The organism is Hymenobacter sp. BT730 (genome assembly GCF_030542105.1).
Taxonomy (GTDB): Bacteria; Bacteroidota; Bacteroidia; order Cytophagales; family Hymenobacteraceae; genus Hymenobacter.
This window is the reverse complement of the sequence record NZ_JAUOFB010000003.1, coordinates 85,164-108,694: the sequence shown is the minus strand read 5'-3', so window position 1 is coordinate 108,694 and position 23,531 is coordinate 85,164. Positions and strand designations below refer to the sequence as shown.

The 23,531-nt window shown below is 53.4% G+C and carries 23 protein-coding genes; 15 read left to right on the top strand and 8 right to left on the bottom strand.

The features are described from left to right. Nucleotides 1-116: 116 nt before the first annotated feature. Nucleotides 117-2,546, bottom strand: a complete 2,430-nt coding sequence (locus Q4G72_RS10280; protein ID WP_303311339.1) for an OmpA family protein — start codon at nucleotides 2,544-2,546, stop codon at nucleotides 117-119. A gap of 453 nt (nucleotides 2,547-2,999) precedes the next feature. On the opposite strand from Q4G72_RS10280, the gene yihA reads away from it, so the two are divergent. The 3 genes from yihA to Q4G72_RS10265 are packed head-to-tail and all read left to right on the top strand — an operon-like array spanning nucleotide 3,000 to nucleotide 4,774. Beyond that, the gene (yihA, locus tag Q4G72_RS10275) at nucleotides 3,000-3,617 is read left to right on the top strand and encodes a ribosome biogenesis GTP-binding protein YihA/YsxC (protein WP_303311338.1); all 618 of its coding nucleotides are present in this window, start codon (nucleotides 3,000-3,002) and stop codon (nucleotides 3,615-3,617) included. A gap of 60 nt (nucleotides 3,618-3,677) precedes the next feature. Next, complete coding sequence (locus Q4G72_RS10270) at nucleotides 3,678-4,145, top strand: energy transducer TonB (RefSeq protein WP_303311337.1); 468 nt, start codon at nucleotides 3,678-3,680, stop codon at nucleotides 4,143-4,145. A 26-nt stretch (nucleotides 4,146-4,171) separates the two neighbouring features. Beyond that, nucleotides 4,172-4,774 (top strand): DUF5606 family protein, encoded by a 603-nt coding sequence (locus tag Q4G72_RS10265; protein ID WP_303311336.1) that lies wholly within the window; start codon nucleotides 4,172-4,174, stop codon nucleotides 4,772-4,774. Between the two features lie 77 nt (nucleotides 4,775-4,851). Here Q4G72_RS10265 and fbp read toward each other — a convergent pair whose 3' ends face one another. After that, nucleotides 4,852-5,877 carry a class 1 fructose-bisphosphatase gene (gene fbp, locus Q4G72_RS10260; RefSeq protein WP_303311335.1) on the bottom strand — a complete coding sequence of 342 codons (1,026 nt, stop codon included), beginning with the start codon at nucleotides 5,875-5,877 and terminating at the stop codon, nucleotides 4,852-4,854. A gap of 148 nt (nucleotides 5,878-6,025) precedes the next feature. On the opposite strand from fbp, the gene Q4G72_RS10255 reads away from it, so the two are divergent. The 8 genes from Q4G72_RS10255 to Q4G72_RS10220 all read left to right on the top strand — a co-directional run bounded on the left by Q4G72_RS10255 (nucleotide 6,026) and on the right by Q4G72_RS10220 (nucleotide 13,481). Further along, nucleotides 6,026-7,336 carry an aspartate kinase gene (locus Q4G72_RS10255; RefSeq protein WP_303311334.1) on the top strand — a complete coding sequence of 437 codons (1,311 nt, stop codon included), beginning with the start codon at nucleotides 6,026-6,028 and terminating at the stop codon, nucleotides 7,334-7,336. A gap of 12 nt (nucleotides 7,337-7,348) precedes the next feature. Beyond that, nucleotides 7,349-7,879, top strand: coding sequence for a GNAT family N-acetyltransferase (locus Q4G72_RS10250; RefSeq protein ID WP_303311333.1), 531 nt, complete (start codon nucleotides 7,349-7,351; stop codon nucleotides 7,877-7,879). Nucleotides 7,880-7,921: 42 nt separating this feature from the next. Beyond that, nucleotides 7,922-8,695 carry an enoyl-CoA hydratase-related protein gene (locus Q4G72_RS10245; RefSeq protein ID WP_303311332.1) on the top strand — a complete coding sequence of 258 codons (774 nt, stop codon included), beginning with the start codon at nucleotides 7,922-7,924 and terminating at the stop codon, nucleotides 8,693-8,695. Nucleotides 8,696-8,845: 150 nt separating this feature from the next. Beyond that, nucleotides 8,846-9,322: a Fur family transcriptional regulator gene (locus Q4G72_RS10240; protein WP_303311331.1), complete on the top strand. Its 477-nt coding sequence runs from the start codon at nucleotides 8,846-8,848 to the stop codon at nucleotides 9,320-9,322. 62 nt (nucleotides 9,323-9,384) lie between these two features. Then, nucleotides 9,385-10,023, top strand: a complete 639-nt coding sequence (locus tag Q4G72_RS10235; protein ID WP_303311330.1) for a peroxiredoxin — start codon at nucleotides 9,385-9,387, stop codon at nucleotides 10,021-10,023. 177 nt (nucleotides 10,024-10,200) lie between these two features. After that, nucleotides 10,201-11,460 (top strand): 3-deoxy-D-manno-octulosonic acid transferase, encoded by a 1,260-nt coding sequence (locus Q4G72_RS10230; RefSeq protein WP_303311329.1) that lies wholly within the window; start codon nucleotides 10,201-10,203, stop codon nucleotides 11,458-11,460. 62 nt (nucleotides 11,461-11,522) lie between these two features. Then, nucleotides 11,523-12,449, top strand: coding sequence for a ribosome small subunit-dependent GTPase A (gene rsgA / locus Q4G72_RS10225; RefSeq protein ID WP_303311328.1), 927 nt, complete (start codon nucleotides 11,523-11,525; stop codon nucleotides 12,447-12,449). A 132-nt stretch (nucleotides 12,450-12,581) separates the two neighbouring features. Then, a complete protein-coding gene (locus tag Q4G72_RS10220) occupies nucleotides 12,582-13,481 on the top strand; it encodes an NAD(P)-dependent oxidoreductase (protein ID WP_303311327.1) in 900 nt (299 codons plus the stop codon). Between the two features lie 56 nt (nucleotides 13,482-13,537). Here the strand turns inward: Q4G72_RS10220 and Q4G72_RS10215 are convergent, their stop codons facing one another. After that, nucleotides 13,538-14,167, bottom strand: a complete 630-nt coding sequence (locus Q4G72_RS10215; protein WP_303311326.1) for a fasciclin domain-containing protein — start codon at nucleotides 14,165-14,167, stop codon at nucleotides 13,538-13,540. Nucleotides 14,168-14,332: 165 nt separating this feature from the next. Here Q4G72_RS10215 and Q4G72_RS10210 point away from each other — a divergent pair, with 165 nt between their 5' ends. After that, on the top strand, nucleotides 14,333-14,794 hold the full coding sequence (locus Q4G72_RS10210; RefSeq protein ID WP_303311325.1) for a peptidylprolyl isomerase: 462 nt from the start codon (nucleotides 14,333-14,335) through the stop codon (nucleotides 14,792-14,794). An 84-nt stretch (nucleotides 14,795-14,878) separates the two neighbouring features. On the opposite strand, the gene Q4G72_RS10205 is transcribed toward Q4G72_RS10210, so the two are convergent. Further along, nucleotides 14,879-16,408, bottom strand: a complete 1,530-nt coding sequence (locus Q4G72_RS10205) for a sigma 54-interacting transcriptional regulator (protein WP_303311324.1) — start codon at nucleotides 16,406-16,408, stop codon at nucleotides 14,879-14,881. Nucleotides 16,409-16,622: 214 nt separating this feature from the next. On the opposite strand from Q4G72_RS10205, the gene Q4G72_RS10200 reads away from it, so the two are divergent. Further along, the gene (locus Q4G72_RS10200) at nucleotides 16,623-17,597 is read left to right on the top strand and encodes a cytochrome c (RefSeq protein WP_303311323.1); all 975 of its coding nucleotides are present in this window, start codon (nucleotides 16,623-16,625) and stop codon (nucleotides 17,595-17,597) included. Between the two features lie 82 nt (nucleotides 17,598-17,679). Here Q4G72_RS10200 and Q4G72_RS10195 read toward each other — a convergent pair whose 3' ends face one another. Then, complete coding sequence (locus Q4G72_RS10195) at nucleotides 17,680-18,189, bottom strand: TlpA family protein disulfide reductase (protein ID WP_303311322.1); 510 nt, start codon at nucleotides 18,187-18,189, stop codon at nucleotides 17,680-17,682. Between the two features lie 137 nt (nucleotides 18,190-18,326). Next, entirely contained in the window at nucleotides 18,327-19,433 is a 1,107-nt protein-coding gene (locus tag Q4G72_RS10190; protein ID WP_303311321.1) for a vWA domain-containing protein, read from the bottom strand. Between the two features lie 139 nt (nucleotides 19,434-19,572). Between Q4G72_RS10190 and Q4G72_RS10185 the strand changes: the two genes are divergently transcribed. Together Q4G72_RS10185 and Q4G72_RS10180 are read left to right on the top strand one after the other, a co-directional pair. Beyond that, nucleotides 19,573-19,854, top strand: a complete 282-nt coding sequence (locus Q4G72_RS10185; protein ID WP_303311320.1) for a DUF427 domain-containing protein — start codon at nucleotides 19,573-19,575, stop codon at nucleotides 19,852-19,854. 80 nt (nucleotides 19,855-19,934) lie between these two features. After that, complete coding sequence (locus Q4G72_RS10180) at nucleotides 19,935-20,555, top strand: hypothetical protein (protein ID WP_303311319.1); 621 nt, start codon at nucleotides 19,935-19,937, stop codon at nucleotides 20,553-20,555. Between the two features lie 103 nt (nucleotides 20,556-20,658). Here Q4G72_RS10180 and Q4G72_RS10175 read toward each other — a convergent pair whose 3' ends face one another. After that, nucleotides 20,659-21,636, bottom strand: a complete 978-nt coding sequence (locus Q4G72_RS10175) for an acyl-ACP desaturase (protein ID WP_303311318.1) — start codon at nucleotides 21,634-21,636, stop codon at nucleotides 20,659-20,661. 129 nt (nucleotides 21,637-21,765) lie between these two features. Continuing rightward, entirely contained in the window at nucleotides 21,766-23,406 is a 1,641-nt protein-coding gene (locus tag Q4G72_RS10170) for a hypothetical protein (protein WP_303311317.1), read from the bottom strand. Between the last annotated feature and the right edge of the window lie 125 nt (nucleotides 23,407-23,531).

Below are 23,531 nucleotides of genomic sequence, written 5' to 3'. Positions count from 1 at the left end.
CTGAACGAAAAAAAGAGGGCCGAATTGCCCAAACATAACGCCGCCCCGGGAATTATGTTGAAAAAAAAGGGCCGGGCTTTGTGCCCGACCCTTTTTAAAGCAAGTGCCTTAGTTACTTACGGCTTTACCGTGGTCGTATCTGTTGGCGTTACATTCATGTTAGCCGGAGCCGTGCGCGTCGAGTCCGAGGCAGGAGTAGTCATGGGAGCGGCTTGGGTAGAGTCAGTAGCCGGAGCAGTGGTGGGCGTCAGATTTGCAGGCGTTGCGCCTTCTACCTGCAGCTTGGTCTTACCTTCTGCATCCTTCACTTTGGAATCGATTTCACCTTCTTTAATGACGGTTTTCGATTCTTCGCCGTTTGGACCTTCGGTTTTCACCTTCACTTTGTCGCTGTCCTCATCCACCTTGGTTTTCACCTTGGTGCCATCGGCCATTTTCACTTTGCTTTTCCCGGGAACCAGCTGATTGGAAGTGCTGGTACCAGTAGCACCTGTACCGGATGTACCAGTAGTAGTAGTACGCTTAGCACCGGCTGCTGCGGGAGCCGCTGGCTGCGATACCTTCAGCTTGTCCATCGACTCGCCTTCTTTCAGAATCACGCGGAACTCAACCCGACGGTTAAGCTGCATGTTCTCAGGAGAATCGTTGGGAGCAGCCGGACGACGCTCACCGTAGCTGGTGGTCACCATGCGGGTTTCACCAATACCGTTACGCTTCAGGTAGTTGTAAGCAGCATCGGCGCGGTTCTGACCCAGTACCATGTTGTACTCATCCGTGTTACGCGAGTCGCAGTTACCTTCGATGGAGATATTCAGGCCGGGATTGGCTTTCAGGATCCGGGAGATGTTGTTTAGCTCCGATACTGATTCCGGACGCAGGTTATACTTGTCCGTATCGAAGTAAATCTTCTTAAAGGCAAACATACCGGCACTCGTGGTGTCCATGTATGGCACATAGAAGTTCTTCTCGATAACCGTCGAGTCCTTAGTAGCAACGGGAACGGCAAACTCCTCGGTGGTAATATTTTTACCATCTTTAGAAACTGCTACCTGGTAAGTACGACCAGACAGCACGTTTACCTCATAGTTGCCGGAATCGGGCTTGGTTACGTCGCGGTAGCTCAGGGCCGTTTTATCGGCCTGCGTGCCACTGAATACGAGCTCCACACCAGGAATCACCGTCACACTGTCGCGGGAGGAAATTACCTTACCGCGGATGATGGCATTCTTAATGTAGTTGATGGTGTAGATATCTTTTTCACCGTAGCCGCCAATGCGGTACGACGACAGATAGGCATAGCTGCCATCCGGGCTTAAACGATAGTAGCTATCATCATCAGGCGTGTTGATGGGGTAGCCCATGTTCTCGGCCTGGCCCCAACGGCGACCAATAGAGTCGTACTCCGACTTGAAGATATCATAGCCACCCATGGTGTTACGGCCCCGCGAGGAGAAGTACAGGGTTTTACCATCCTTGCTCAGGAAGGGGCTGTCGTCGTCGTACTTGGTGTTGATGTTGCTACCTACTGATTTCGCCTCACCCCAGTCGCCGCCGGGCTGGCGGGTGGCGTAGTAGATATCCAGCGTACCGTCCTCGGAATATTTACCAGTAGAGAAGTAGATGGTCAGCCCGTCTGGCGTAATGTAAGCATCGGACTCAAACTGATTTGAGTTGATGTTATCATTCAGTTTCTTAGGCTCGGTCCAGTCACCACCAGCTTTTTCAGAGTAGAAGATGTCGCCCGCCTTATCCTGGCGGTACATCAGCATCTTGGTGTCGTTGTCGAAAACCTGAATAGAGGCATCGTGGCCCTTGCCGTTGAGTACACCACTCAAAGAGCGGGGTTTAGACCAGTTCTCGTCGTCAATACGCTCTGCCTCGAAGATATCCTCGTAGTACTCGCCGTCCGAAGCCAGGTTACCCTCGCCTTTTTTGGCGCCTTCTGCTGAGGTATTAGCACCCGTTACATTTTCACCACGGGAGGTGAATAACAGAAGTTTGTCATCAGAAGAGATAACCGGGCTGTGCTCGGAGAAAGGCGTGTTAATCGTAGGCCCCAGGTTCTTCACGAAGATATCCTTGGGGCTGTTGAAGAGCACTTTTGCGTTTTTGCTGTGCTGAATCAATTGGGCCAGCTCCGCTTTGCGGGTGTCCTTTTTCTTCAGGGTAGCATTGTATGCCTGATAGTGCGCTACTGCCTCATCAAAATTGTAGTTGAGGTGGTCGACGCGGCCCAGCCAATATTCTACGTCTTTCGACACCTTCGGCTTCAACCGTTGGGCCTTGTAGATATAGTCGCTGGCCTTCTCCTTATCAAAAGACATATAGGAAATACCGGCCCGAAACAGTGCCAAGGCATTGTTTGGATCCTTTGCCAATACCTGCTCATAGTAAGGTATAGCAGCCCGATAGTTCTCTAAGTCGAAGAGCTTGTTTGCAGTCTTTAGCTGCTTGCGGGTGCTTTGGGCCAGCGTGGGCTGGGCCACCGCAGTGGCAAGGGCGAAGGCGCAAGAAACTGATAATAACCTTCTGACTACGTTGTCCATTTGGGAGGAGAGTTTGGGAATAAGACGGAAGTTCTCTGGGGAAAAATCCTCTGCCGAACGCAGAGGGCATTTTTAAATTGCCCTGTTATACTGAAAAGGCTATTTAAGGTTAGCAACTAGCAAGACACTGGCTAAAATTGCAAGCAGTAAAAAGCTTAATCAGAGGGTATTTTCCGAGAATTTTTTGCCGAAAAAAAAGACCGTTACGGGCAAAGATATAAACTTTATTATACGTACATACTTCTATACTATTTCAAAAGTACAGATATAGCCTGATGTGGTGAAAACAATCAAGAAGCCATCTTTTTTCAGCTTCTGTACTATATTTCAATTCATGCTAAACTGCGCAAATATAAGGGACCTTTGTAAACTCCAATAAAATCCAAGAAAAAATTTACTTCTATCGGCCGGGTTGCTTTGCCGTATCTTTGTGTTTTCAGCGTCTTTTTGAATATGATTATACGAACGGCAAAATTTCTTACCAGCAATACCCGCGTAGATCAGTGCCCGGCCCCTACTTTGCCGGAATACGCCTTTATTGGGCGCTCCAATGTGGGCAAGTCGTCTTTGATCAACATGCTCACAGACCACCGCGGACTTGCCAAAACATCCTCGCTGCCGGGAAAAACTCAGCTGATTAATCATTTTGTCATTAATGATGCTTGGTATCTGGTCGACTTACCGGGTTACGGGTATGCCAAAGTCAGCAAAGACTCCCGCGCTAAGTGGGAGAAGATGATTAACTTTTATTTGCGGGAACGGGAGAATCTGGCCTGTGTATTTGTGCTGATTGATTCGCGTCATGCCCCCATTGCCTCTGATCTGGAGTTTATTGACCGGTTAGGAAATATGGGGGTGCCCTTTGTGCTGGCATTTACGAAAGCCGACAAGCAATCGGGTTCACGCACCCATCAAAATGTGGTAGCTTATATTGAGAAGCTACGCGAAACCTGGGATGAACTGCCCCAATACTTCGTTACATCAGCCACCGAAAAAATGGGCCGGGAGGAGATTCTGGCCTTTATTGAGGAGGTGAATAAGAATGCAGAACCTGCTAAGGATAATGCGTAAATTGACGCTGAAATGCCTTTTCTGCTTTTCTTCGTTATTGCTTTCTTTCTTTTTTGCGACATGAAAAAACACTTGCTAGTTCTGGCTCTGGGCATTTGTACCCTGACGCCGGCATTTTCCCAAACGGTAAAGGTGAAATCCAAAGGTCCGGGGCCTGCTACCCAGGCAGCAGTGACGGAGGCTGTAGCTACTGCGCAAAACCCTGTGCGGGGCGGCAAACTCATTCCGGTAGCCGAGTATTATGAAGGTGGACAGGAGGCTATGTATGCCTTCATTGAAAAAGAGCTGAAATACCCGGTAATGGCCCGGCGGAACCGGATTCAGGGCACCTGCATTGTTAGCTTTACGCTTAACACCGATGGAACCCTATCAGGTGTGAAGTTGGTAAAACAGATTGGTGGCGGCTGCGGCGAAGAAGCCCTGCGCCTGGTGCATCTGCTCAAATTCAGGAAGCCCGATTACGCCATTCTGACCAGCCTGCCTATCTCTTTTAAGCTGCCAGCCCCCGGACAAGCCGCTGCTGAGTAACTTTGCCCCATACTAACTGCTTTTTTATGCCCTACGACCTGAAGGAAATTGCTGCTATTAGCGGCATGCCAGGCCTCTACCGCCTGGTGCGGCCCACCCGTGCCGGTGTTATTGTGGAAACCCTGGATGAGCGTGCTACCCGTTCCGTGGCTTCAGCCCGCAACAAAGTATCCCTGCTCCATGAAATTTCCATCTACACAGAAGATCTGGACCAGACGGTGCCCCTAACGGAGGTATTCGACCGGATTCAGCAACACTACGGAAGCGGATTTTCCCTTACTAACAAGTCGGATGACCGCGAACTGACACAATTCATGGAAACCATCATTCCCGATTATGACCGGGAGCGTGTATACATGTCAGACATTAAAAAGCTGGTTAGCTGGTACCGCTTGGTAAGCACGGCGCTGCCATATGCGGCAGAAGAATCAGCGGAAGAAGTTCCTGCTGGAGAAGTGGCCGAGAAAGCTGAGAAAAAAACCAGCGCCAAAGCTGAAAACGCCACCGAGCAGGAAACCCTGAGCACTGCCGGTGCCATTTCTTCGGCCACCGAAACTGACGAGCCCGCCAATCCAGAAGCAGCTACAGAAGCACCTGCCAAAGGACGCGGCAAAAAGAAGGCAGAATAGACTTTCTTAGATACCCACCAATAAGAAGGCCGCCCAGTATGCTGGGCGGCCTTCTTATTTCTAACATTCCGGGTTTTCTAATTAACTGCCTCGGTATCGGCGTTGGCATATTGGGCCATGAACTCTTCGGCCTTTTCTACCAGTTCGGTAGAGCCAATGAACAGCGGGCAACGGTCATGCATGCCTACTGGCTGAATTTCCATGGTGCGCATAGTGCCATTGCTGGCTTTGCCACCGGCCTGCTCTACAATAAATGCCAGCGGGTTACACTCATAAGCCAGACGCAGCTTACCGTTCTTCACTTTGCGAGTAGCAGGATACATATAAATACCACCTTTTAGCAAGTTCCGGTGGAAATCGGCTACCAAAGAGCCAATGTAGCGAGCTGAGAAGTGCTGCTCTTTGCAGTGGGCCACAAAGGCTTTTACGCCTTCCGGAAAATCCTCGGAGCTACCCTCATTAATAGAGTACACCGAGCCGGTTTTGGGCGAGATAATGTGCGGGTGCGAGAGGAAGAACTCACCCAGAGAAGGCTCATAGGTGAAGCCATTCACTCCATTGCCGGTAGTATACACCAGCATGGTGCTGGAGCCATAAATTACATAGCCCGCCGCTACCTGGTGGGTACCGGCCTGCAGGCAGTCCTGGTCGGTGCCTTCAGTGCCGGTAGGCGATACGCGCCGGTAGATGCTGAAAATAGTACCAATGCTGACGTTCACGTCAATGTTGGAAGAGCCGTCCAAGGGGTCAATGGCAACTACATATTTGCCTTGCACGTTGCCAGTCTGGATCTTCTCGTCGTCTTCCTCGGAGATGATAGTGCATACCTCGCCCCCATTGCGCAAGGCCCGGATGAAGCGAATATTGGCAATGACATCCAGCTTCTGTTGATCCTCTCCCTGCACATTGCGGTTGCCATAAGCGCCGGCAATATCGATTAGGCCAGAGCGGTTAATTTCTCGGTTCACGATTTTGGCCGCCAGAGCAATATCGCGCAACAGCTGCGAAAGCTCCCCCGTGGCGTAGGGAAAGTCTTCCTGTTTGCGCATGATAAAACGGTCCAGGGTAGTACCGACGGGTAGCGCGAGTTTGTTATGGTCCATTGGGTGGGAAGTGGGTGGGGTATTTGGGTCGACAAATTTATCGTTTTTCGCCACATCTGGCGGGCACTGCCTACTTTTGAGCTCCTCAGTTGGCGCTTCCCTCCATTTTGCCATGGCAGCAGAGCCGTCATCTTTTATATCATTGTATATGCAGGAACAGCACGCGCTTAAGGTTTATAAGTTTGGGGGTGCCTCCGTGCGCAACGCCGCCGCCATTCGCAATCTGGTGGAAATTGTGCGCCGGTTTGGTTCAGAAGGTCATTTGCTGATTGTAGTATCAGCCATGGACAAAACCACCAATGCACTGGAGGATATCTTTCATCGGGCCCACTCTGCGCTGGAATATCAGCCGCAGTTACAGGCCATGCGCGACTTTCACTTTGCCGTGGCCAATGACCTGTTTGGCGTTACTTGGCAGAAGCAGGAAGCCGAAGCCGCTACAGTGCCTGGCACCGTTACCCTACCTGGGCTGATGGAACAGCTTAGTGGCCATTTAGCCACCCTGGTGCGCGGGGACTATGACCGACAGTATGACCAGATAGTAAGCTACGGTGAGTTGCTGGCAACCCTTATTGTAGCGCGAGCCCTGGAAGCGGAGTGGCTGGATTGCCGCCCCCTGGTGCGCACAGACTATATGTGGCGCGAAGGACGCCTGGACTGGCCCACCACCGAGCGTAACATTCGTGCGGTGGTACCTGATTTGCTGCTGCACGGGCCCGTAGTTACCCAGGGCTTTCTGGGGGGCACGGCCAGTGGCCAGACCACTACGCTGGGCCGCGAAGGCTCCGACTTTTCCGCCGCCATATTCGCGCATTGCCTGCATGCGGAGTCCGTTACCATCTGGAAAGACGTAGCGGGGCTACTGAATGCCGACCCCAAGATTTTCACCAACACCATTCGTTTTCCGGAAATCAGCTATCAGGAAACCATTGAAATGGCCTACTACGGGGCGTCGGTGATTCACCCTAAAACCATTAAGCCACTGGCCGTGCGGCGCATTCCGCTGTATGTAAAGTCATTTCTGGATCCATCGGCGGAGGGCACCAAAATCCACGACTGCCGACATGAGTCCCTGCTGCCCGCATTCATCCGCAAAACCGGGCAGTGCCTGGTTTCTTTTGAGTCAAAGGACCTCACATTTATTTCCGAGGAAAACCTGGAAGTCATTTTTGGCGCTCTGGCTCAGGTGCGGCTGAAAATCCATCTGATGCAGAATTCTGCCATCAGCTTCTCCGTGTGCACTGATTTCTCGGCCTACCGCCTGGAGCAGTTGCTGGATATGCTCTATGAGCAGTTCACTATTCATTATAACACGGGGCTTGAGCTGTATACTATTAAGAACTATGACGCCTCCAGCATTCAACAGCTTACGGAAGGCCGTGAGCTGCTGCTGGAGCAACGTACCCGCCAAACCTTCCAGTTTGTGTGCCGGGGCACCCTCCATGAAGCAGTGAAATAAGCGGCCACGGCTATGATTACCACCTCTCGCCTGCAACTGCTTCCCTGCCAACCCGAGCATTTTGCGGCCATGTTACGGCCGGACCTGCCCGCCTTAGCCAGGATGCTGCACGTAGCACCCAGCTTGGAATGGCTGCAGCAAGATTTGGTTTGGGAGGTAGTGCCCATGGCTGCGCAGTTTTTGGAAGAGCACCCGGAAGCAGCAGAGTGGTGGCTGTATTTTTTTATCCACCCCGAATCCCAACACCTGTTGGGCGTGGGTGGCTTTAAAGGTGCCCCCAACCAAGGCACAGTAGAGCTAGGCTACAGCATAGCGCCGCATTTTCGCCATCAGGGTTATGCCACCGAAGCCACTTGGGGCATGCTCCGGTTTGCCTTTGCTCACCCGGAAGTTTCGCAGGTGCTTGCCCACACCCTCCCCGCCGGAAATTACTCCACACAGGTGCTGGCTAAAACAGGCTTCACTTTTCAACAAGCACTGGAAGACCCTGAGGATGGTTTAGTGTGGCAATGGCGCTTGTTGAGGTCTGAATATTCTGCATAACCCTACTTTTTTCTCTCCCCGATTTTCAAGTCCCACTCTCCTATGGAATTTATAACTGTAACGCCTGATGCGCGGCCACAGGTAGCCCTTATTCAGCTAAACCGCCCCAAGGAGCTGAATGCCTTAAATCTCCAGCTAATGCAGGAAGTGGCGGCTGCCCTGAAAGATCTGTGCGCCAATGATGCCGTGCGCGTCATTGTGCTCACGGGCAATGAGCGGGCCTTTGCCGCTGGCGCTGATATTAAGCAGATGGCTGGCCGTACGGCTATTGATATGCTGACCATTGACCAGTTCAGCACCTGGGACCAGATTCGGAAAACGCACAAACCCTTGATTGCCGCTGTATCCGGGTTTGCACTGGGTGGGGGCTGCGAGCTGGCCATGACCTGTGACATGATTGTGGCTTCAGAAACGGCACAATTTGGTCAGCCGGAAATCCGCATTGGTACCATGCCAGGCGCCGGCGGCACCCAGCGGCTGACCCGCGCCCTGGGCAAAGCGCGGGCTATGGAAATGGTTCTTACCGGCAAACCTATATCGGCGCAGGAAGCGGAGAAGCATGGGCTGGTAAACCGTGTAGTGCCCGTGGGCCAGTACCTGGAAGAAGCCTTCCGGCTGGCAGCCAGCATTGCGGAAATGTCGCCCGTTGCGGCGCGCCTGGCTAAGGAATCGGTAAACCGGGCCTTTGAAACGCACCTGGATGAAGGCCTGCACTTCGAGCGCAAAAACTTCTACATGACGTTTGCCTCCGAGGATCAAAAAGAAGGTATGGCCGCTTTCGTAGAGAAGCGAAAACCCGACTTTAAAGGTCGCTAAGCTTAGTCATTGGCCTCCCAATAGGCAGAGAAAATCTTCTGGAAGGCAGCTACTTCCGATGATTTCTTCTGCCTATTCCTTTTTGGAAGGAAACAATTTTGCTGGTGAGTTGCTTATAGACTTACCTTTGCGGAGAATCATTCTTATCTGGTGAGCCACTCAACTGACAATACGCACCTGCCCTTTACCCCACCCACCCGGTCGCGCCTGCGTGAGTTGTTGGTTCAGGCTGGCCTGCGTGCCACGCAGCAGCGTATTCTCATTCTCGAAAGCCTGACGCAGCTCAGCGGCCACCCTACCGCCGAGCAGGTGCACCGCGCTGTTCTTGGGGCTTCCTCCTCCATTTCCCTGGGTACGGTATATAAGGCGCTGGACAGCTTTGTGGCTGCCGGCCTGACCAAGCGTGTGGCCGTGGCGGAAGGCGCGTCCCGCCGCTACGATGCCGACTGCTCCGAGCATCATCACCTGTTTTGCACCGATACGCAGGAAATCATTGATTACTGTGACCCGCAGCTGGATGCTCTTATTCGGGACTTCTTCGCTACCCGCGGGCTCCGGAATTTTCAGCCTACCTCCTTCTCCCTGCACATTACCGGCTCCCGCCGGGATGCTCAGCGGAATGAGTAATTCCCGCTCCTACTTTCCTGTTTTGACTTTCTTTTTTCATTCCAAATAATTGAAGCATACCTATGGCAGTTCTTGTTGGCAAGCGCGCTCCTTCGTTTAAAGCTACCGCCGTTATTGACGGCGAATTTGAAGAAGATTTCTCCCTGGACCGTTACCTGGGCAAGAAGCACGTTATTTTCTACTTCTACCCCGCTGACTTTACTTTCGTTTGCCCCACTGAAATCATTGCTTTCCAGGATCGTCTGGCCGATTTCGAAGCAAAAGGCGTAGCTATTATCGGCTGCTCTACCGATACGCACTTCTCGCACTTTGCCTGGCTGCAGACTCCCCGCGACAATGGCGGTATTTCTGGTGTAACGTACCCGCTGGTAGCGGATGCCTCTAAGACTATTGCGGCTAACTACGACGTGCTGGGTGGTCATTACGACTACACGGAAGCTGGCGAAATGACCTTCGTAGGCTCGCCCCTGGCCTACCGTGGCCTGTTCCTGATTGATAAGGATGGCATTGTGCGCCACCAAGTGGTGAACGACGGCCCGCTGGGCCGCAGCATTGATGAAGCCATGCGTATGGTTGACGCTCTGCAGTACTTCGAGAAAAAAGGCGAAGTGTGCCCCGCTAACTGGGAAGAAGGCAAAGAGGCTATGGAAGCTACCCGCGAGGGTGTTGCCAGCTACCTCGGCAAGCAGGCTGCTCATTAGTAGCAGCAGCGGCCTGGAGCAAACGCTCCTAAGCTAAAGCTTTAGCAAAAGCCCCCACCAATTGGTGGGGGCTTTTTCGTTTCCGGGGTTGGAAACGCCTACTTTTGCAGGCCTGAAGGTTTTTGTAAACCGAAAACCCTGCTCCTTACTTACGCAGTATCCCCCAAGTCCCGCATTTTGCGCTTTCTGTATTCTATTGCTCTGTACCTCTACGCGCTGCTGCTGAAGCTGGTAGCTCCGTTTGTGCCTAAGGCAGCGCAGTGGGTGGAGGGTCGGCGTGGGTTGTTGTCCCGCATTCAGGAAGCCTTACGGCAGGAGACAGCACCGCTGGTGTGGTTTCATTGTGCTTCCTTGGGCGAGTTTGAGCAGGGCCGCCCCCTGATGGAGGCCTACACGGCGCGCCATCCGGACCATAAAATTGTTCTGACTTTCTTTTCACCCTCCGGTTATACCGTGCGCCAAAATTGGCCCGGCGCGGCTTATGTGTTCTATCTACCGCTGGATACCGCCCACAATGCCCGCGCTTTTCTGGATGCCGTAAATCCCAAGTTGGCCGTATTTGTGAAGTATGAGTTCTGGTATCACTTCCTCACGGAGTTGCAGCGGCGCCAGATTCCGACCATATGTGTATCAGCTATTTTCCGGCCGGAGCAGATTTTCTTTAAACCCTGGGGTAGTTTCTTCCGCAAGGTGCTAAGCCGTTTTACCCACATATTCACTCAGAACGAGGCCTCCGTCGAGTTGCTGCGCCATATTGGTCTCACCCAAAACAGCGTAGCCGGCGACACCCGTTTTGATACCGTGGTGCAAACGGCCTCGGCACAGCCCCGGCAGCTGCCGTTGGTAGATGCCTTTGTAGACGATTGGGCGCCTGTGTTTATCATTGGCAGCAGCTGGCCGGAAGATATGCCCGTGCTCACGCCCCTGTTTCGCCAGTATGCACAGGACCTACGCTTTATTGTTGCCCCGCACGAAATCAGTGAAACCAATCTGCGACTGGTAGAAGAGGCCCTGCCAGGAGGGGTAGTGCGTTATTCCCAGGCCCTGCCGGAAACCGTAGGTCAGGCGCGGGTGCTGTTGATGGATAATGTGGGGCTGCTAAGCCAGCTTTACCGGTTCGGACACTTTGCGTATGTGGGCGGGGCTTTTGGTAAGGGCCTGCATAATACGCTGGAAGCAGCCGCTTTTGGCCTGCCACTCTTCTTTGGGCCCACGTACCAGAAATTTCAGGAGGCGCAGGACCTTGTAGCTATGGGGTGTGCTTTTCCGGTGACTTCGGCCGAAGAACTGCTGAAGGTATTTGGCCCGCTGTTCCACAGCGAAGACCGCCGCCTGAAGGTGCAGGACGTGAGCCTAGATTACGTGCACGACCACAGCGGGGCTACCCGCAAAATCATGAACTGGCTGAGCAGTCGGGTAAAAGAAATGTCTTCCTAAGCCGGCAGCCACCTTGGCGGTCAATTTACTTGTCCCTTCCCCAATTCCTAATCCACTCTCCTATGACCGGAACCATCGTCAAATCAACGGGCTCATGGTATATAGTGCGGGAGGCGGGTACCCGTAAGCTGCACCGCTGCCGTCTGCGGGGTAAGTTCAAGAATAAGGGACTGAAAGTGAGCAACCCGCTAGCCGTGGGCGACCAGGTAGATTTTACGGTAGAGGAGCAAACAGAGGGGGCCGGGGTTATTCATCATATTGAGCCCCGGCGAAACTATATCATCCGGCGCTCGGTGCACAAAAGTGAGCACTCCCACATTGTGGCCGCTAATCTGGACCAGGCCCTACTCGTTGTAACGCTGGTGTCGCCAGCTACCTCTTTCGGGTTTATTGACCGGTTTCTGGTGACGGCCGAGGCCTACCACATTCCGGTTACGCTCATCTTCAATAAGACCGATTTATACGACGAAGAGCTTGCCCACTATCAGGAGCAAATCCTGAATATGTATCAACGCACCGGGTATCCGGGCTTACGCTGCTCAGCGCACACGGGTGAAGGCGTCGCCCAAATTGAGGAATTGTTGGAGGGTAAGGTCACGTTGCTCTCGGGTCACTCCGGCGTGGGCAAGAGCACGCTCATTAATGCTCTGGTCCCGGATCTGGCGCTGAAAACCGCTGAAATCAGCCAATTTTCTGATAAAGGTGTACACACCACCACGTTTGCCGAAATGCTGGAAGTACGCCCCGGCACTTACCTCATTGATACACCAGGCATAAAAGAGTTGGGGCTGGTAGATATGAAGCCGGGCGAGCTGGCGCACTTTTTCCCGGAGATGCGTGCCTTGCTCGGCCAGTGCCGCTACCACAACTGCCGCCATGTGCATGAGCCTGGCTGCGCCGTGCGCGAAGCCGTGGAGAAAGGCCGCATTGCCTTGCCCCGCTACGACAGCTACCTGAGTATGCTGGCTGGGGAGGACAACCGAAAATAGGAACTAACCAACCTATAAACGCCTGTCAGAATATCACTTATAAAGAAGTAAAAAGCGAGCCGCCAAATTCTATAGGGGAGAAATATGCCCTTGTCTGGCCTGATTTACGTTTCCAACTGAAACGTAAATCTTATGGCACAACTTGCACTTCTGGGCCTGGGCCACATGGGTCAGGCTATGGCCGCCAATTTAATACGGGCGGGGCACCAACTAACTGTTTATAACCGCACGGCAGAAAAAGCCAAGCCGATGCAGGACCTTGGCGCTTTGTCCGCAGCCACTGCAGCCGATGCCGTGAAGGAGGCCGAAGTAGTATTTACAATGGTAACCGGCGACAGCGCCCTGCAAAGCCTGGCTTTAGGCGTGAATGGCTTTTTGCCGGCCATGAAGCCTGGGGCTGTGCACGCTTCCTGCAGTACAGTGGCACCCGCCACCAACCAAATGCTGGCCCGCCTGCATGAGGAGCATGGTACGCTGCTGGTTACTGCCCCGGTATTTGGTAAGCCCGATGCCGTGGACTCTGCTCAACTCTGGGTATGCGTATCGGGCCCGGCCGAGGCTAAGAAACGGGTGGCACCCTTCTGGCCAGCCATCAGCCAGGGGCAGTATGATGTCGGGGAAGACCCGGGGGCAGCCAGTACAGTAAAGCTCTGCGGCAACTTTATGCTGGGTGCTGCCATTGAGGCTATGGCTGAGGCCTTCACGCTGGCTGAGAAAAGCGGCGTCAGCCGGCAGCAGATTTATGAGGTAATGACAGGCACCATCTTCAATAGTCCCATTTATAAAAGCTACGGCCATATGGTAGCTACTGAAGACTATAAGCCCCTGGGCGCAGCACCACATATTCTGCGCAAGGACCTGGACTTGGTGATGCATGAGGCCCAGGACCACGGTGTACCTATGCCCATTGCCAGTATTGTGCTCAATCACCTTACTACCACCGTAGCCCGCACCGCCGGCGACGAAGACTGGACTTCCTTTGCCCGGCGGGTTTCGGAGGAAGCAGGCCTGCGGCGTCCGGTCATAGCCTAAGTAAAAATGGCCGCCCTGATCAGGGCGGCCATTTTTATAAATCTAAAACCGCTTGCTTAATTAGCAGCTGGGGGCAAAAGCACTTGGTTTATGACGTGGGTAATACCATTGCTGGATACTACATCCGGAATAGTAATGGCGGCGTTATTAATCATCACCTGACCGTCTTTCACGGATATTTTTATTTTTTCACCATTCACCGTAGTAAGCTGCTGCCCGTCTTTCAGGTCGGCAGCCATAATACGACCGGCAATAACGTGGTAGGTGAGCACACCGGCCAGTTTCGCTTTGCTTTCCGGCTTCATTAATCCGGCCATAGCACCGTTCGGCAGCTCATTGAAGGCGGCATTGGTTGGGGCAAAAACAGTGAAAGGACCACTGCCTTTTAGGGTCTCTACCAGTCCGGCGGCCTTCACGGCGGCTACCAGCGTGGTGTGCTCTTTGGAATTCACTGCGTTGTCGACGATGTCTTTGTCAGGCGTCATCTTGGCGCCGCCCACTACCACCCCATTGGGCTTACCCATACGAGCCGAGTCAGTCATCAGCGCCGCCGAGTCCACGGTTGGAGTTGCGTTGATGTTTGTTTCGGTGGTTTCTGCGGATTTCTGGTCGCCGCAACTAGCAAGGCCAAGAGATAAAGCGGCCGCAAACAAGGCCATAGAAGTGGTACGCAGGGTGTTTTTCATAAAGCGCGGGAAGGGAGTTTGGTGGAAAACAGAGCACCGTTTTATGCGGTGGTGCCGTCCTTACGAAACCAAAGGTGGCTCCGGATGTTCACCTAAGCAAATTGGCTACCTTTGCCCCTGGCGGGCTATTTGGCCCCATTCTTTGTTCATTTTTACTCTATCCGCATGAAAACCGCCGAAATCCACACCAATAAGGGTGTTATGAAAGTGGAGTTCTACGAAAAGGACGCTCCTAACACGGTAAAGAACTTCACCGACCTGGCCAAGAAAGGCTTCTACGACGGACTGAAATTCCACCGCGTGATTCCCAACTTCGTGATTCAGGGCGGCTGCCCCAACTCCCGCGACGGCGCCAAAGGCACGCCCGGCACTGGTGGCCCTGGCTATAAAATTGATTGTGAGCTGACCGGCGACCATCAGTACCATGAGCGCGGCGCCCTCAGCATGGCCCATGCCGGCCGCAACACCGGTGGCTCGCAGTTCTTCATCGTTCACGACCGGCAGAATACGGCCCACCTCGACCGCAACCATACGGTGTTCGGCAAGGTGGTAGAAGGGATTGATATTATTGACCAGATTAAAGCCAACGACACCATTGAGAAAATTGTCGTGAGCGAAGAAGCTTAGGCTTCCCAGCATTTTTCCAGAACAGCAAAAAGCCCCCTACAAATCTGTAGGGGGCTTTTTGCTGTTCTGGAAATCAGCAATTCTTTACCGCCGGCGTCCGCGCTGCGGCCGCTCATCTTCGTCCTCATCGTCATCATCCTCGCCAAAGCTGGGCATGGTGAACATAGAGGAAAGGAGGTCTTTAAACTGGGCACCTGCTGTGAGGCGGTTGCGGGAAATCAGGCTATACTCAGCCAGACCGTGCAGCAGGAATTCCATCAGGAAATAGGTAGTTTCCTTGTCCTCTTTCGGGTGTAGCTCCGTGACGATGTCGCGGAGGCCGGGCACCTGGTCCAGGGCGGCACGATAATCTTTGGTGGAGGCGTCGTGCAGGATATCCACAGTATGGCCACTGCCAAACCAGTCCTGCACCGTTTTATATGGATTAGGACGGCTCTTGAGCTTCTTGGACTTGTCGGGGTCAGGGAAGTAAGTCAGGAACAGGGTGCGGATGGCCTTGCCCATCAGCTTCTCAGCCACAATGCCGGCTCCCTCCTGCTCCCCTTCATAGACCAGCTCAACTTTACCGGTAATGGCGGGAACAGCGGAAATAAAGTCGGCTACCCGCACATAGGTATTCTTCTCGCCATTGATGAGCGCCCGGCGCTCTGCCCCGGCTACTACCTGCTCGTAGGCCGAGATGGTAAGACGCGCCGACACGCCCGACTTCGCGTCCACAAACTCAGAACCACGGGCTTCCACTGCAACCTGCTCCACCAAATCGTGCATGATTTCGTTGCTCGTCACCATGCCTTTCTGCTCCTCCTTGATGCGGGCTTCCTGCTTGGTGATGCGCTTCCCGATTTCGATGGACTTGGGGTAGTGCGTGATTATCTGGGCGTCGATACGGTCCTTGAGGGGCGTAACAATGGAGCCCCGATTAGTGTAGTCCTCGGGGTTAGCCGTGAACACAAACTGGATATCCAGCGGCAGGCGTACTTTAAAGCCCCGAATCTGAATGTCGCCTTCCTGCAGAATATTGAATAAAGACACCTGAATGCGGGCCTGCAGGTCGGGCAACTCGTTAATCACGAAAATACCGCGGTGCGCCCTGGGAATCAGGCCAAAGTGAATTACCCGCTCATCGGAGTACGGTAGCTTCAGGGTAGCGGCTTTAATGGGGTCGGCATCACCGATGAGGTCAGCCACGGACACATCGGGCGTAGCCAGCTTCTCTGTGTACCGCTCTTCCCGATGTAGCCATGAAATGGGCGTATCATCCCCTTTCACATCAATGAGGTTTTTGGCAAAAACCGATAAAGGCTGCAGGGGGTCGTCGTTCAGCTCGGAGCCAGCCACTACGGGCACATACTCGTCTAATAGGCCCACCAACAAGCGGGCAATACGGGTTTTAGCCTGGCCACGCAAACCCAGCAGGTTAATATGGTGGCCGGCCAGAATAGCGCGCTGCAGGTCTGGTATTACGGTTTCATCGTAGCCAAAAATGCCGGGAAACACTTCTTCTTTATTGCGCAGCTTCTGAATCAGGTTGTCGCGCAGTTCTTGCTTGACAGTGCGGGGCTGGTAGCCAGACTTTTTCAACTGGCCCAGCGTGCTAATGGTAGATGGGGTCATACGGAGAGTAAAGAGATGCCCGGGAGATGGATATATACGGGCAACTGCGCTAATACAACTATTGAACCTAGTGGTTGGTTCTGCAGGAATGGTTTGGTCAGTCAAAAAATCAGTCCTCTATCACATCATTATGTGATACTACAAGGCTATTAGCTATTTAGCTAAGTATCTATAAATTTCTATACTTGCAGGTGTATCTATATTCTTTTATTTTATGAAAAAAATATTCAAAATTCTGGGCGGATTACTGGCGCTGGTGGCGGTGGCAATTCTGGGTTTTGTGGTATGGGTACAGGCCCGGGGTATTCCTACCTATGACCCGCCCAAAATGGCGGTACAGCCGGTCGCTATTACCCCGGCACGGGTGTTACAGGGAGAAAAGATTGTTACGGCTATGTGTGCCGACTGCCACCTGGACCGCAGCACCAATGCCCTGACCGGCAAGTTCATGAATGATTTACCCCCGGAATTCGGCAAGATTTACGCCGCAAATATTACCCAAGACAAAACGCACGGTATTGGCTCGTGGACTGATGCTGAGCTGGTAGGCCTATTCCGCACTGGCATAGGCCGCGACGGCCGCTTTCGCATGGTGATGCCTAATTTCGTGCATATGTCGGATGAGGATGTGAACAGCGTTATTGCCTTTCTGCGCTCTAATAATGCGCTGGTGAAAGCCCAGCCTATCCCCTCGCACGAACAGGAGCCCTCCTTCCTGGGTAAGATGCTGGTGAATACCGTCATGAAACCCACCCCCGTGCCCGCCAAGCCCGTTTTAGATCCTGATACCACGGATGGCGTAGCCTATGGTCATTATCTGGTAGTGGGCCGCTACAAATGCTATGAGTGCCATTCCAAGGATTTTAAAACGAACAATGCCCTGGTGCCCGAAAAATCAGAAGGCTACCTTGCTGGGGGCACCAGGCTGCTTACCCCCACTGGCCAGGAAATACTGAGCCGCAACATCACTTGCGACGAGGAAACCGGCATAGGCGACTGGACGGAAGCGCAGTTTGTGCAAGCGGTGCGCTTCGGGCAAGGCCCAAACGGCCCACTGAAGTTGCCCATGCCTAAATTCACCCTAATGTCGCCACAGGAAGCACGGGCCATATATGCCTACCTGCACACAGTGCCCAAGCTGAAGAATGCCACCGCAGAAGATGGTGGAGGTACAGTTGCTACCCGTTAAGAAACCAACCCCTATTGCATAAAAATGGCGGACCAGATACTGATCCGCCATTTTTATGTTGAATTCTTGCGTGTAGTAAGCCCTAAGGCTTTTCCGCCAAGGCCTGTTCCAGCGCTGTTACTACTTCTTGTCCTGACGATGGCCGGGGTACTCCGCTGTTGCGAATTTGCCCATTACGCCCAATAATCCAGTAGCTCGGGAAGCTTCCTACTTTAAAGGCACCGGCAGTTGAGCCGTTCTTGGCATCAATCAAATGCACACTGTTGGAGCCGGTAAGGGGATATTTTTTCAGCGTCTGCTTCCAGGTTTCGGTGCTTTGATCCACTGAGATATATAGGAACACCACATCCCGACCTAAAAACCGTTTTTTCAGCTTATCCGCAGCGGGAGCTTCGGCCAGGCAGGGCTCACACCCACTATACCAGAAATCCAGGTAGACTACCTTCCCCCGGAAGTCGTGCAATGCCACGGCTTTACCAGTATTATCCTGTAACCTGAAGTTGGGCGCCGGAACGTTGGCATGAGGCGGCAGTGATACGGCGACTATACAACGACATATCAACAACACGAATCCGTACAAAACTAAATTCATAGGATGCAGATAATGTGTTATAGGTAAAAATGAAAAGCTGCTGAAGTAACAAAACTTCAGCAGCTTTTCATTTTTAAGCAGGAAATAGCCTTACTAGTTACTTGGGTAGTATGTGCTGCTCCAAGCCAAAAGCCATACTACACTGACTTGCGGCGATTGCGTTTGTAGTCTTCAAAGATCAAGTGCCCTAATCCTTTCAGAGAGCTATAGTAGGCTTTACCCTGGTTTACCTGGGTAAACTCTTCCACAAACTGCTGAAGATAGGGGTCCGTGGCAATCATAAAGGTGGTAATCGGGACTTTCAGACGGCGGGCAGCGGCGGCCAGGTTAAGAGTTTTGTTAACCACTTTACGGTCGAGGCCAAATGAGTTTTTATAATAGCTGGTGCCTTCTTTCAGGCAGGTAGGCTTGCCATCGGTAATCATGAAAATCTGCTTGTTAGGCGTTTTGCGCTTGCGCAGCAGATCCAGGGCCAGTTCCAGCCCGGCCACAGTATTAGTGTGGTAAGGACCCACCTGCAGGTAAGGCAAATCCTTCACTTCAATCTGCCAGGCATCGTTGCCAAATACCAGTACATCCAGAAAATCCTTTGGATACTTTTGCTTTACCAGCTCGGCCAGGGCCATGGCTACTTTTTTAGCGGGCGTAATCCGGTCCTCGCCATACAGAATCATGGAGTGCGAAATGTCAATCATGAGCACGGTGCTTGTCTGCGACTTATGCTCATTCTCGCGCACTTCCAGGTCGCCTTCGGTCAGCATAAAGTCCTCCCCGCCTAGGCCGTGGTTTAACTGCGCGTTGCGGATGCTTTCCGTCATCGAAATCTGATCCAGCGAGTCGCCGAAGCGGAACTCGCGCATATCGGTGCTTTGCTCGTCCCCCTGGCCGGTATGGGGCGTACGGTGGTTGCCCTGCCCCGATTTCTTGAGCTTGCCGAAGATTTCTTCCAGAGCCGATTTGCGAATCTGCTGCTCGCTTTTGGCCGTGATGTTGAACGCCCCGGCTTTCTGCGGGTCATCATCAATGTAGCCCTTCTTTTTCAGGTCTTCGATGAAGGCGCCAATGCCGTAGTCGTCATCAGTCAGGCCATACTGTTTATCCAACTCTGAAAGCCAGGACAAGGCTTCGCCAACATCACCACTGGTAATGGTGATGAGTTGCATAAATATCTTGAGGAGCGACTCAAACCCTTTGTCGGGTAAATCCTCGGGCACAAAATCCCGGAAACGAAAACCTGCAGCCATAACAAAGTCAATGAGCCCTGAGAACAACTCAGGCGAGAAGTTAGTTTTTAGTTGGCGGGATTGATCCTCCGTAAATGCGTATTCAGGCAAAGGCACACCCGCAGCAGCCTCCAAACCACCTAAAATTACCCATACAAGAATGAAAGCCATCTGGAACAACACGGTTGTGGCCGAAAGCGACGACACCGTGGTGGTAGAAAATAACCATTATTTCCCGGCAGAAGCGCTGAAATGGGAATATTTTGAGGATAGCATTGCCGGCACTACCTGCCCCTGGAAAGGGCGCGCCAGCTATTATTCTCTCCGCATTGAGGGCGAATTGAACAAGGATGCCGCCTGGTACTATCCAACGCCTAAGGAAGCGGCACAGCACATTAAAGGGCGGGTAGCCTTCTGGAAAGGCGTACAGATAGTACCTTAAATCAGGCAACTTACGCGGCCTATGTGGGGTACTATAAGATAGGGGGTCGGCCGTATTGCCGACCTGTTAGCCTGTTTGCTATGAAAAAGCTCGTCTTACCCCTGCTGGTAGCGCTGGCAGCCTGCGACTCGCCCCGCTCGGCAACAGAATCGGCTGATCCAGCCATGTTACGTGCTACCACCTCTCCCACTGCTCCGGCCGCAGCAGTTACTTTCCGCAAAGAGCTTCGTCATAGCAACTTCCGATTTTTGGTGCAAACCACTGGCGAAGGCACCCAGCAACAGCTGAGCCTGCACACGGAGAAAAATGGCCGTACGTTGGCTACCACCACGCAACAACTGGAAGGCAAAGTAGCCGATGTGGTAGCGACTAACCTCAACCAAAACGATTTCCCTGAGCTACTCATTTTCGTCAGCGACGCTGGCAGCGGCTCCTACGGCCAGCTCCTGGGCTATGAATACCAGAACCAGGGCCGCCGGGCCGTAACCTTGCCGGGTTTGACGGGCGCCGCAGCCAAAGGCTACCAGGGCCACGATACCTTTGAGGTGGTTGGCCAGCAGGTGCTCCGCCATTTCCCGGTTTATCAGGATGAAGATGCCAATTGCTGCCCCAGTGGCGGTACCCGCACCATTCGCTACCAACTCCCCCGAATGGGCTTGGTATTCCAACAGGTGGCCTATGAAAACAGCATTAACCCCTAGCGATACACATAGCATGGCTTAGCCTTAACGAAGGGCTTTTCTACAAACAGCACCGCCCCCCTCATACTGAGGAAGGCGGTGTTGTTTTGTATGGTAGGTAACGCTAGTCAATCCACTTAAAGCGGTATTCCAGCTTAGGCACCGGCATGCGCTCCGATACCCGGCGCAAGCGCGCGGGCAGAGCCATGATATAATCACGGGCCTTTTCTGCCTGACCGTTCAGCCCGGTAATCTGGCTTACGTTCCAGGTAGTAAGGAGGCTTTCCAGAATATCCGTGTAATCCTGACTGGTATATACCCCTAGGCGCTGGGCAGCATCGGTAAAGTGGCCGAAGGTTTTACCCATTTCCACGCCCATCTCGCGCATGTAGTGCGCAGGCATCACAATTTTCTTGCGCATCATATCTTCAAAGGCTAGCATCATTTCAGATGGGTCTACTTCAAAGATTTTCTCCACAAACGTCTGATACACGCGGGCATGGCGGGATTCGTCGCCGGCAATCATGCCGCACATCTTAGACAGGGCGGCATCTCCGGCTTTACGGGCCAGCGTCCCTACACGCCGGTGCGAGAGGTTGGTGGCGGCTTCCTGGTAGCTGGTGTAAATGAACGCGCGGTAAGGGTCGTGGGCGGTGCCCAGATCAAAACCATCCGCAATCAGATACTGGGTGCTGACTTCAAACTCGCGCATGTTCACACGACCGGAGAGGTAGAGGTAGCGGTTGAGCAGGTCGCCGTGGCGGTTCTCCTCGGCCGTCCAGCCGCGTATCCACTGTGCCCATCCGTTGTTGGGGTCGCGGCCCAGGTCATCCAGCTGATGAAACCAGGCCTCATAGTTGGGCAGGGCTTCCTCAGTAATGGTATCACCCACAAGCACTGCCAGCAAATCGTAGCTTAACTCTTTGGCACTCTCACGTAGCTCTCTTACTTCATCATAGAAAGTATCGAGACGGGGGTCGGGAAGAAAGTCGGAAGGCTGCCAGCTCTCGTCAACTTTTTTGAGGAAAGAACCCATGTTCTCCCGCAAAAAAGGTTCGAGGTGCTGAAGTACTTCCCCGCGGGAAGTGAGGGTCGCAATCATGGGGCGTGGTGGAAAAAGAGGTTCGGAATCAAGCGTCAAATGTAAAGATTCGCTTTTCATCACTTACGTGAGGCATGAGCAGGAGCGACTATAAAATTTTGGCCTTTTCCTCGGAATTCACTAATAAAGCTATTCAAACACGGGAATATACACTCGAGGTAGATCATTTCTTGCCGACACGGGCTGCCGGGTGCGCAAAGTGAGACGAGGCTGGCCCGTTTGCTGCCGCCAGGCCAGATGCCGGTTCAGTAGCTGGGCAGTGGCGGGTGTGAGGTACCACTTCACGGCAGCCCGGCGCCGGGCTAATCCCCGCAGGCTTTCGGCAAAGTCCCGCGTACCGGTCAGGCGCTGCCGCAAACGGGGTTGCGAGGGGTCCAGGGTAGGCCAGCCGGTGAGGGTTAGGCAGGTTTTGAGATATGCACTGCCAATGGTATGTACCTGCAACGGGTTCTGGGATTTATAGGCGGCATCCACGGCATCGGTCACCACTATTCTGGCAGGGTAGGTAAGACGCCGGAACCGGGCCAGCGCCCGACGCCCGCTTTGCTGTTCGGCCTGCAGCGTGATGTAGCGGTGCCAGAGCTTGTAACTATAGGGAGCTGCTGCCAGTAGCAGCACCAGCAGCAGGCTGAGGATTTCCTGGCTAACCGGCCGGCGCGAATCGCGCAGGAGAAACACCAGATTGGTTAGTACCCAAAGGTCAAGGATGGGCAGTGCCAACCTTGAAGGAAGCTTCAGCAAAGCGCCCAACCCAAACAAAGACAGCAGGAAAGCGCCCTGCAACAGCCAGAACTTACTTCGCCCACCCATACGGGGGCTGGCAGCTACCCAAACCTGGAGCGCCAGGAGCAGCATCAGCACAGGAAAATAATTACGCACCAGCTGCATGGCCGTTTCCCGCAGCTTTTCTGGCAGCGCTTGTTGCGTGAAAAAACGGACATCGGGTACATATGCCCGGGAGAAAAAAGCTTCGTTTACCAGGGTTGAGTCGCCCAGCATCCACTGCTCAACGGCCTGTACCCCAAGGCTATCTGCGGGCGTGCGCGGAATGGGGCGGTACAGCTGATAATCATTCACGTTGGACTTGAGCACATCCAGCGTGCGGAAAGTGGTGGCCTCGTTACCGCGCAGCAGGCTGGCGGCCACTCCTCCTACCAGTGCCCAGGCCACCGCTACCCCCAGCACCGGCAGTCCGCGGCGCCCGGCCAGCCACAGCACCCCGGGCACCACCAGCAGTAAAGCAAGGTCGGCCGCACTGGGCCGAATCAGCCAACTGATGCCGAATGCCAGCACGCCAATCAGGCGGGCACGGAACTGCTCAGGTCGCTGGGCAGCATACAACAAGCCTGCCCCGGCCAGCAATAAAGGCACGCGCATGTAATTAAACCACATGGCATGTTCTATCCAGGCCATGCCATAAAATAACACCAGCAATGCTGTTACAAAGCCGGGCGCTACCCGGTGTCGCACCAGCCGGTCGAGAACGGCAAATGTGAGTACTAAAGCCCCATACAGCAGCCCATACAGCAGCACGCCAAACCACGGCACCATAGGCAATAGCCGAAACAGTCCGGCCAGCACCCAGGCTAATCCATGAAAATACAGATGAAGATTAGTGACCGGTGCCGCGGCGGTATTACCGCGCAACAGCTGAATAATAGCTAGGTCATCATTGGTTTCATAGTAAAAACCCAGCACCACACCGGTAAGCCCCAGCAAAAGTGCGGGCAATATCAGACAGTGCCAGATGCGGGGCCACCTCTTTACCATGTAACTTGGCAGGGCATTTTGGATAATCGCAGCAAGGCGCTGCCTTAATTAGAGGGGCGAAGTTGCGGGATTTTTTGGCTTTTTCAGTGATAGTGTCCTAAAGTAGGGCGGTGCCTGCCGATAAT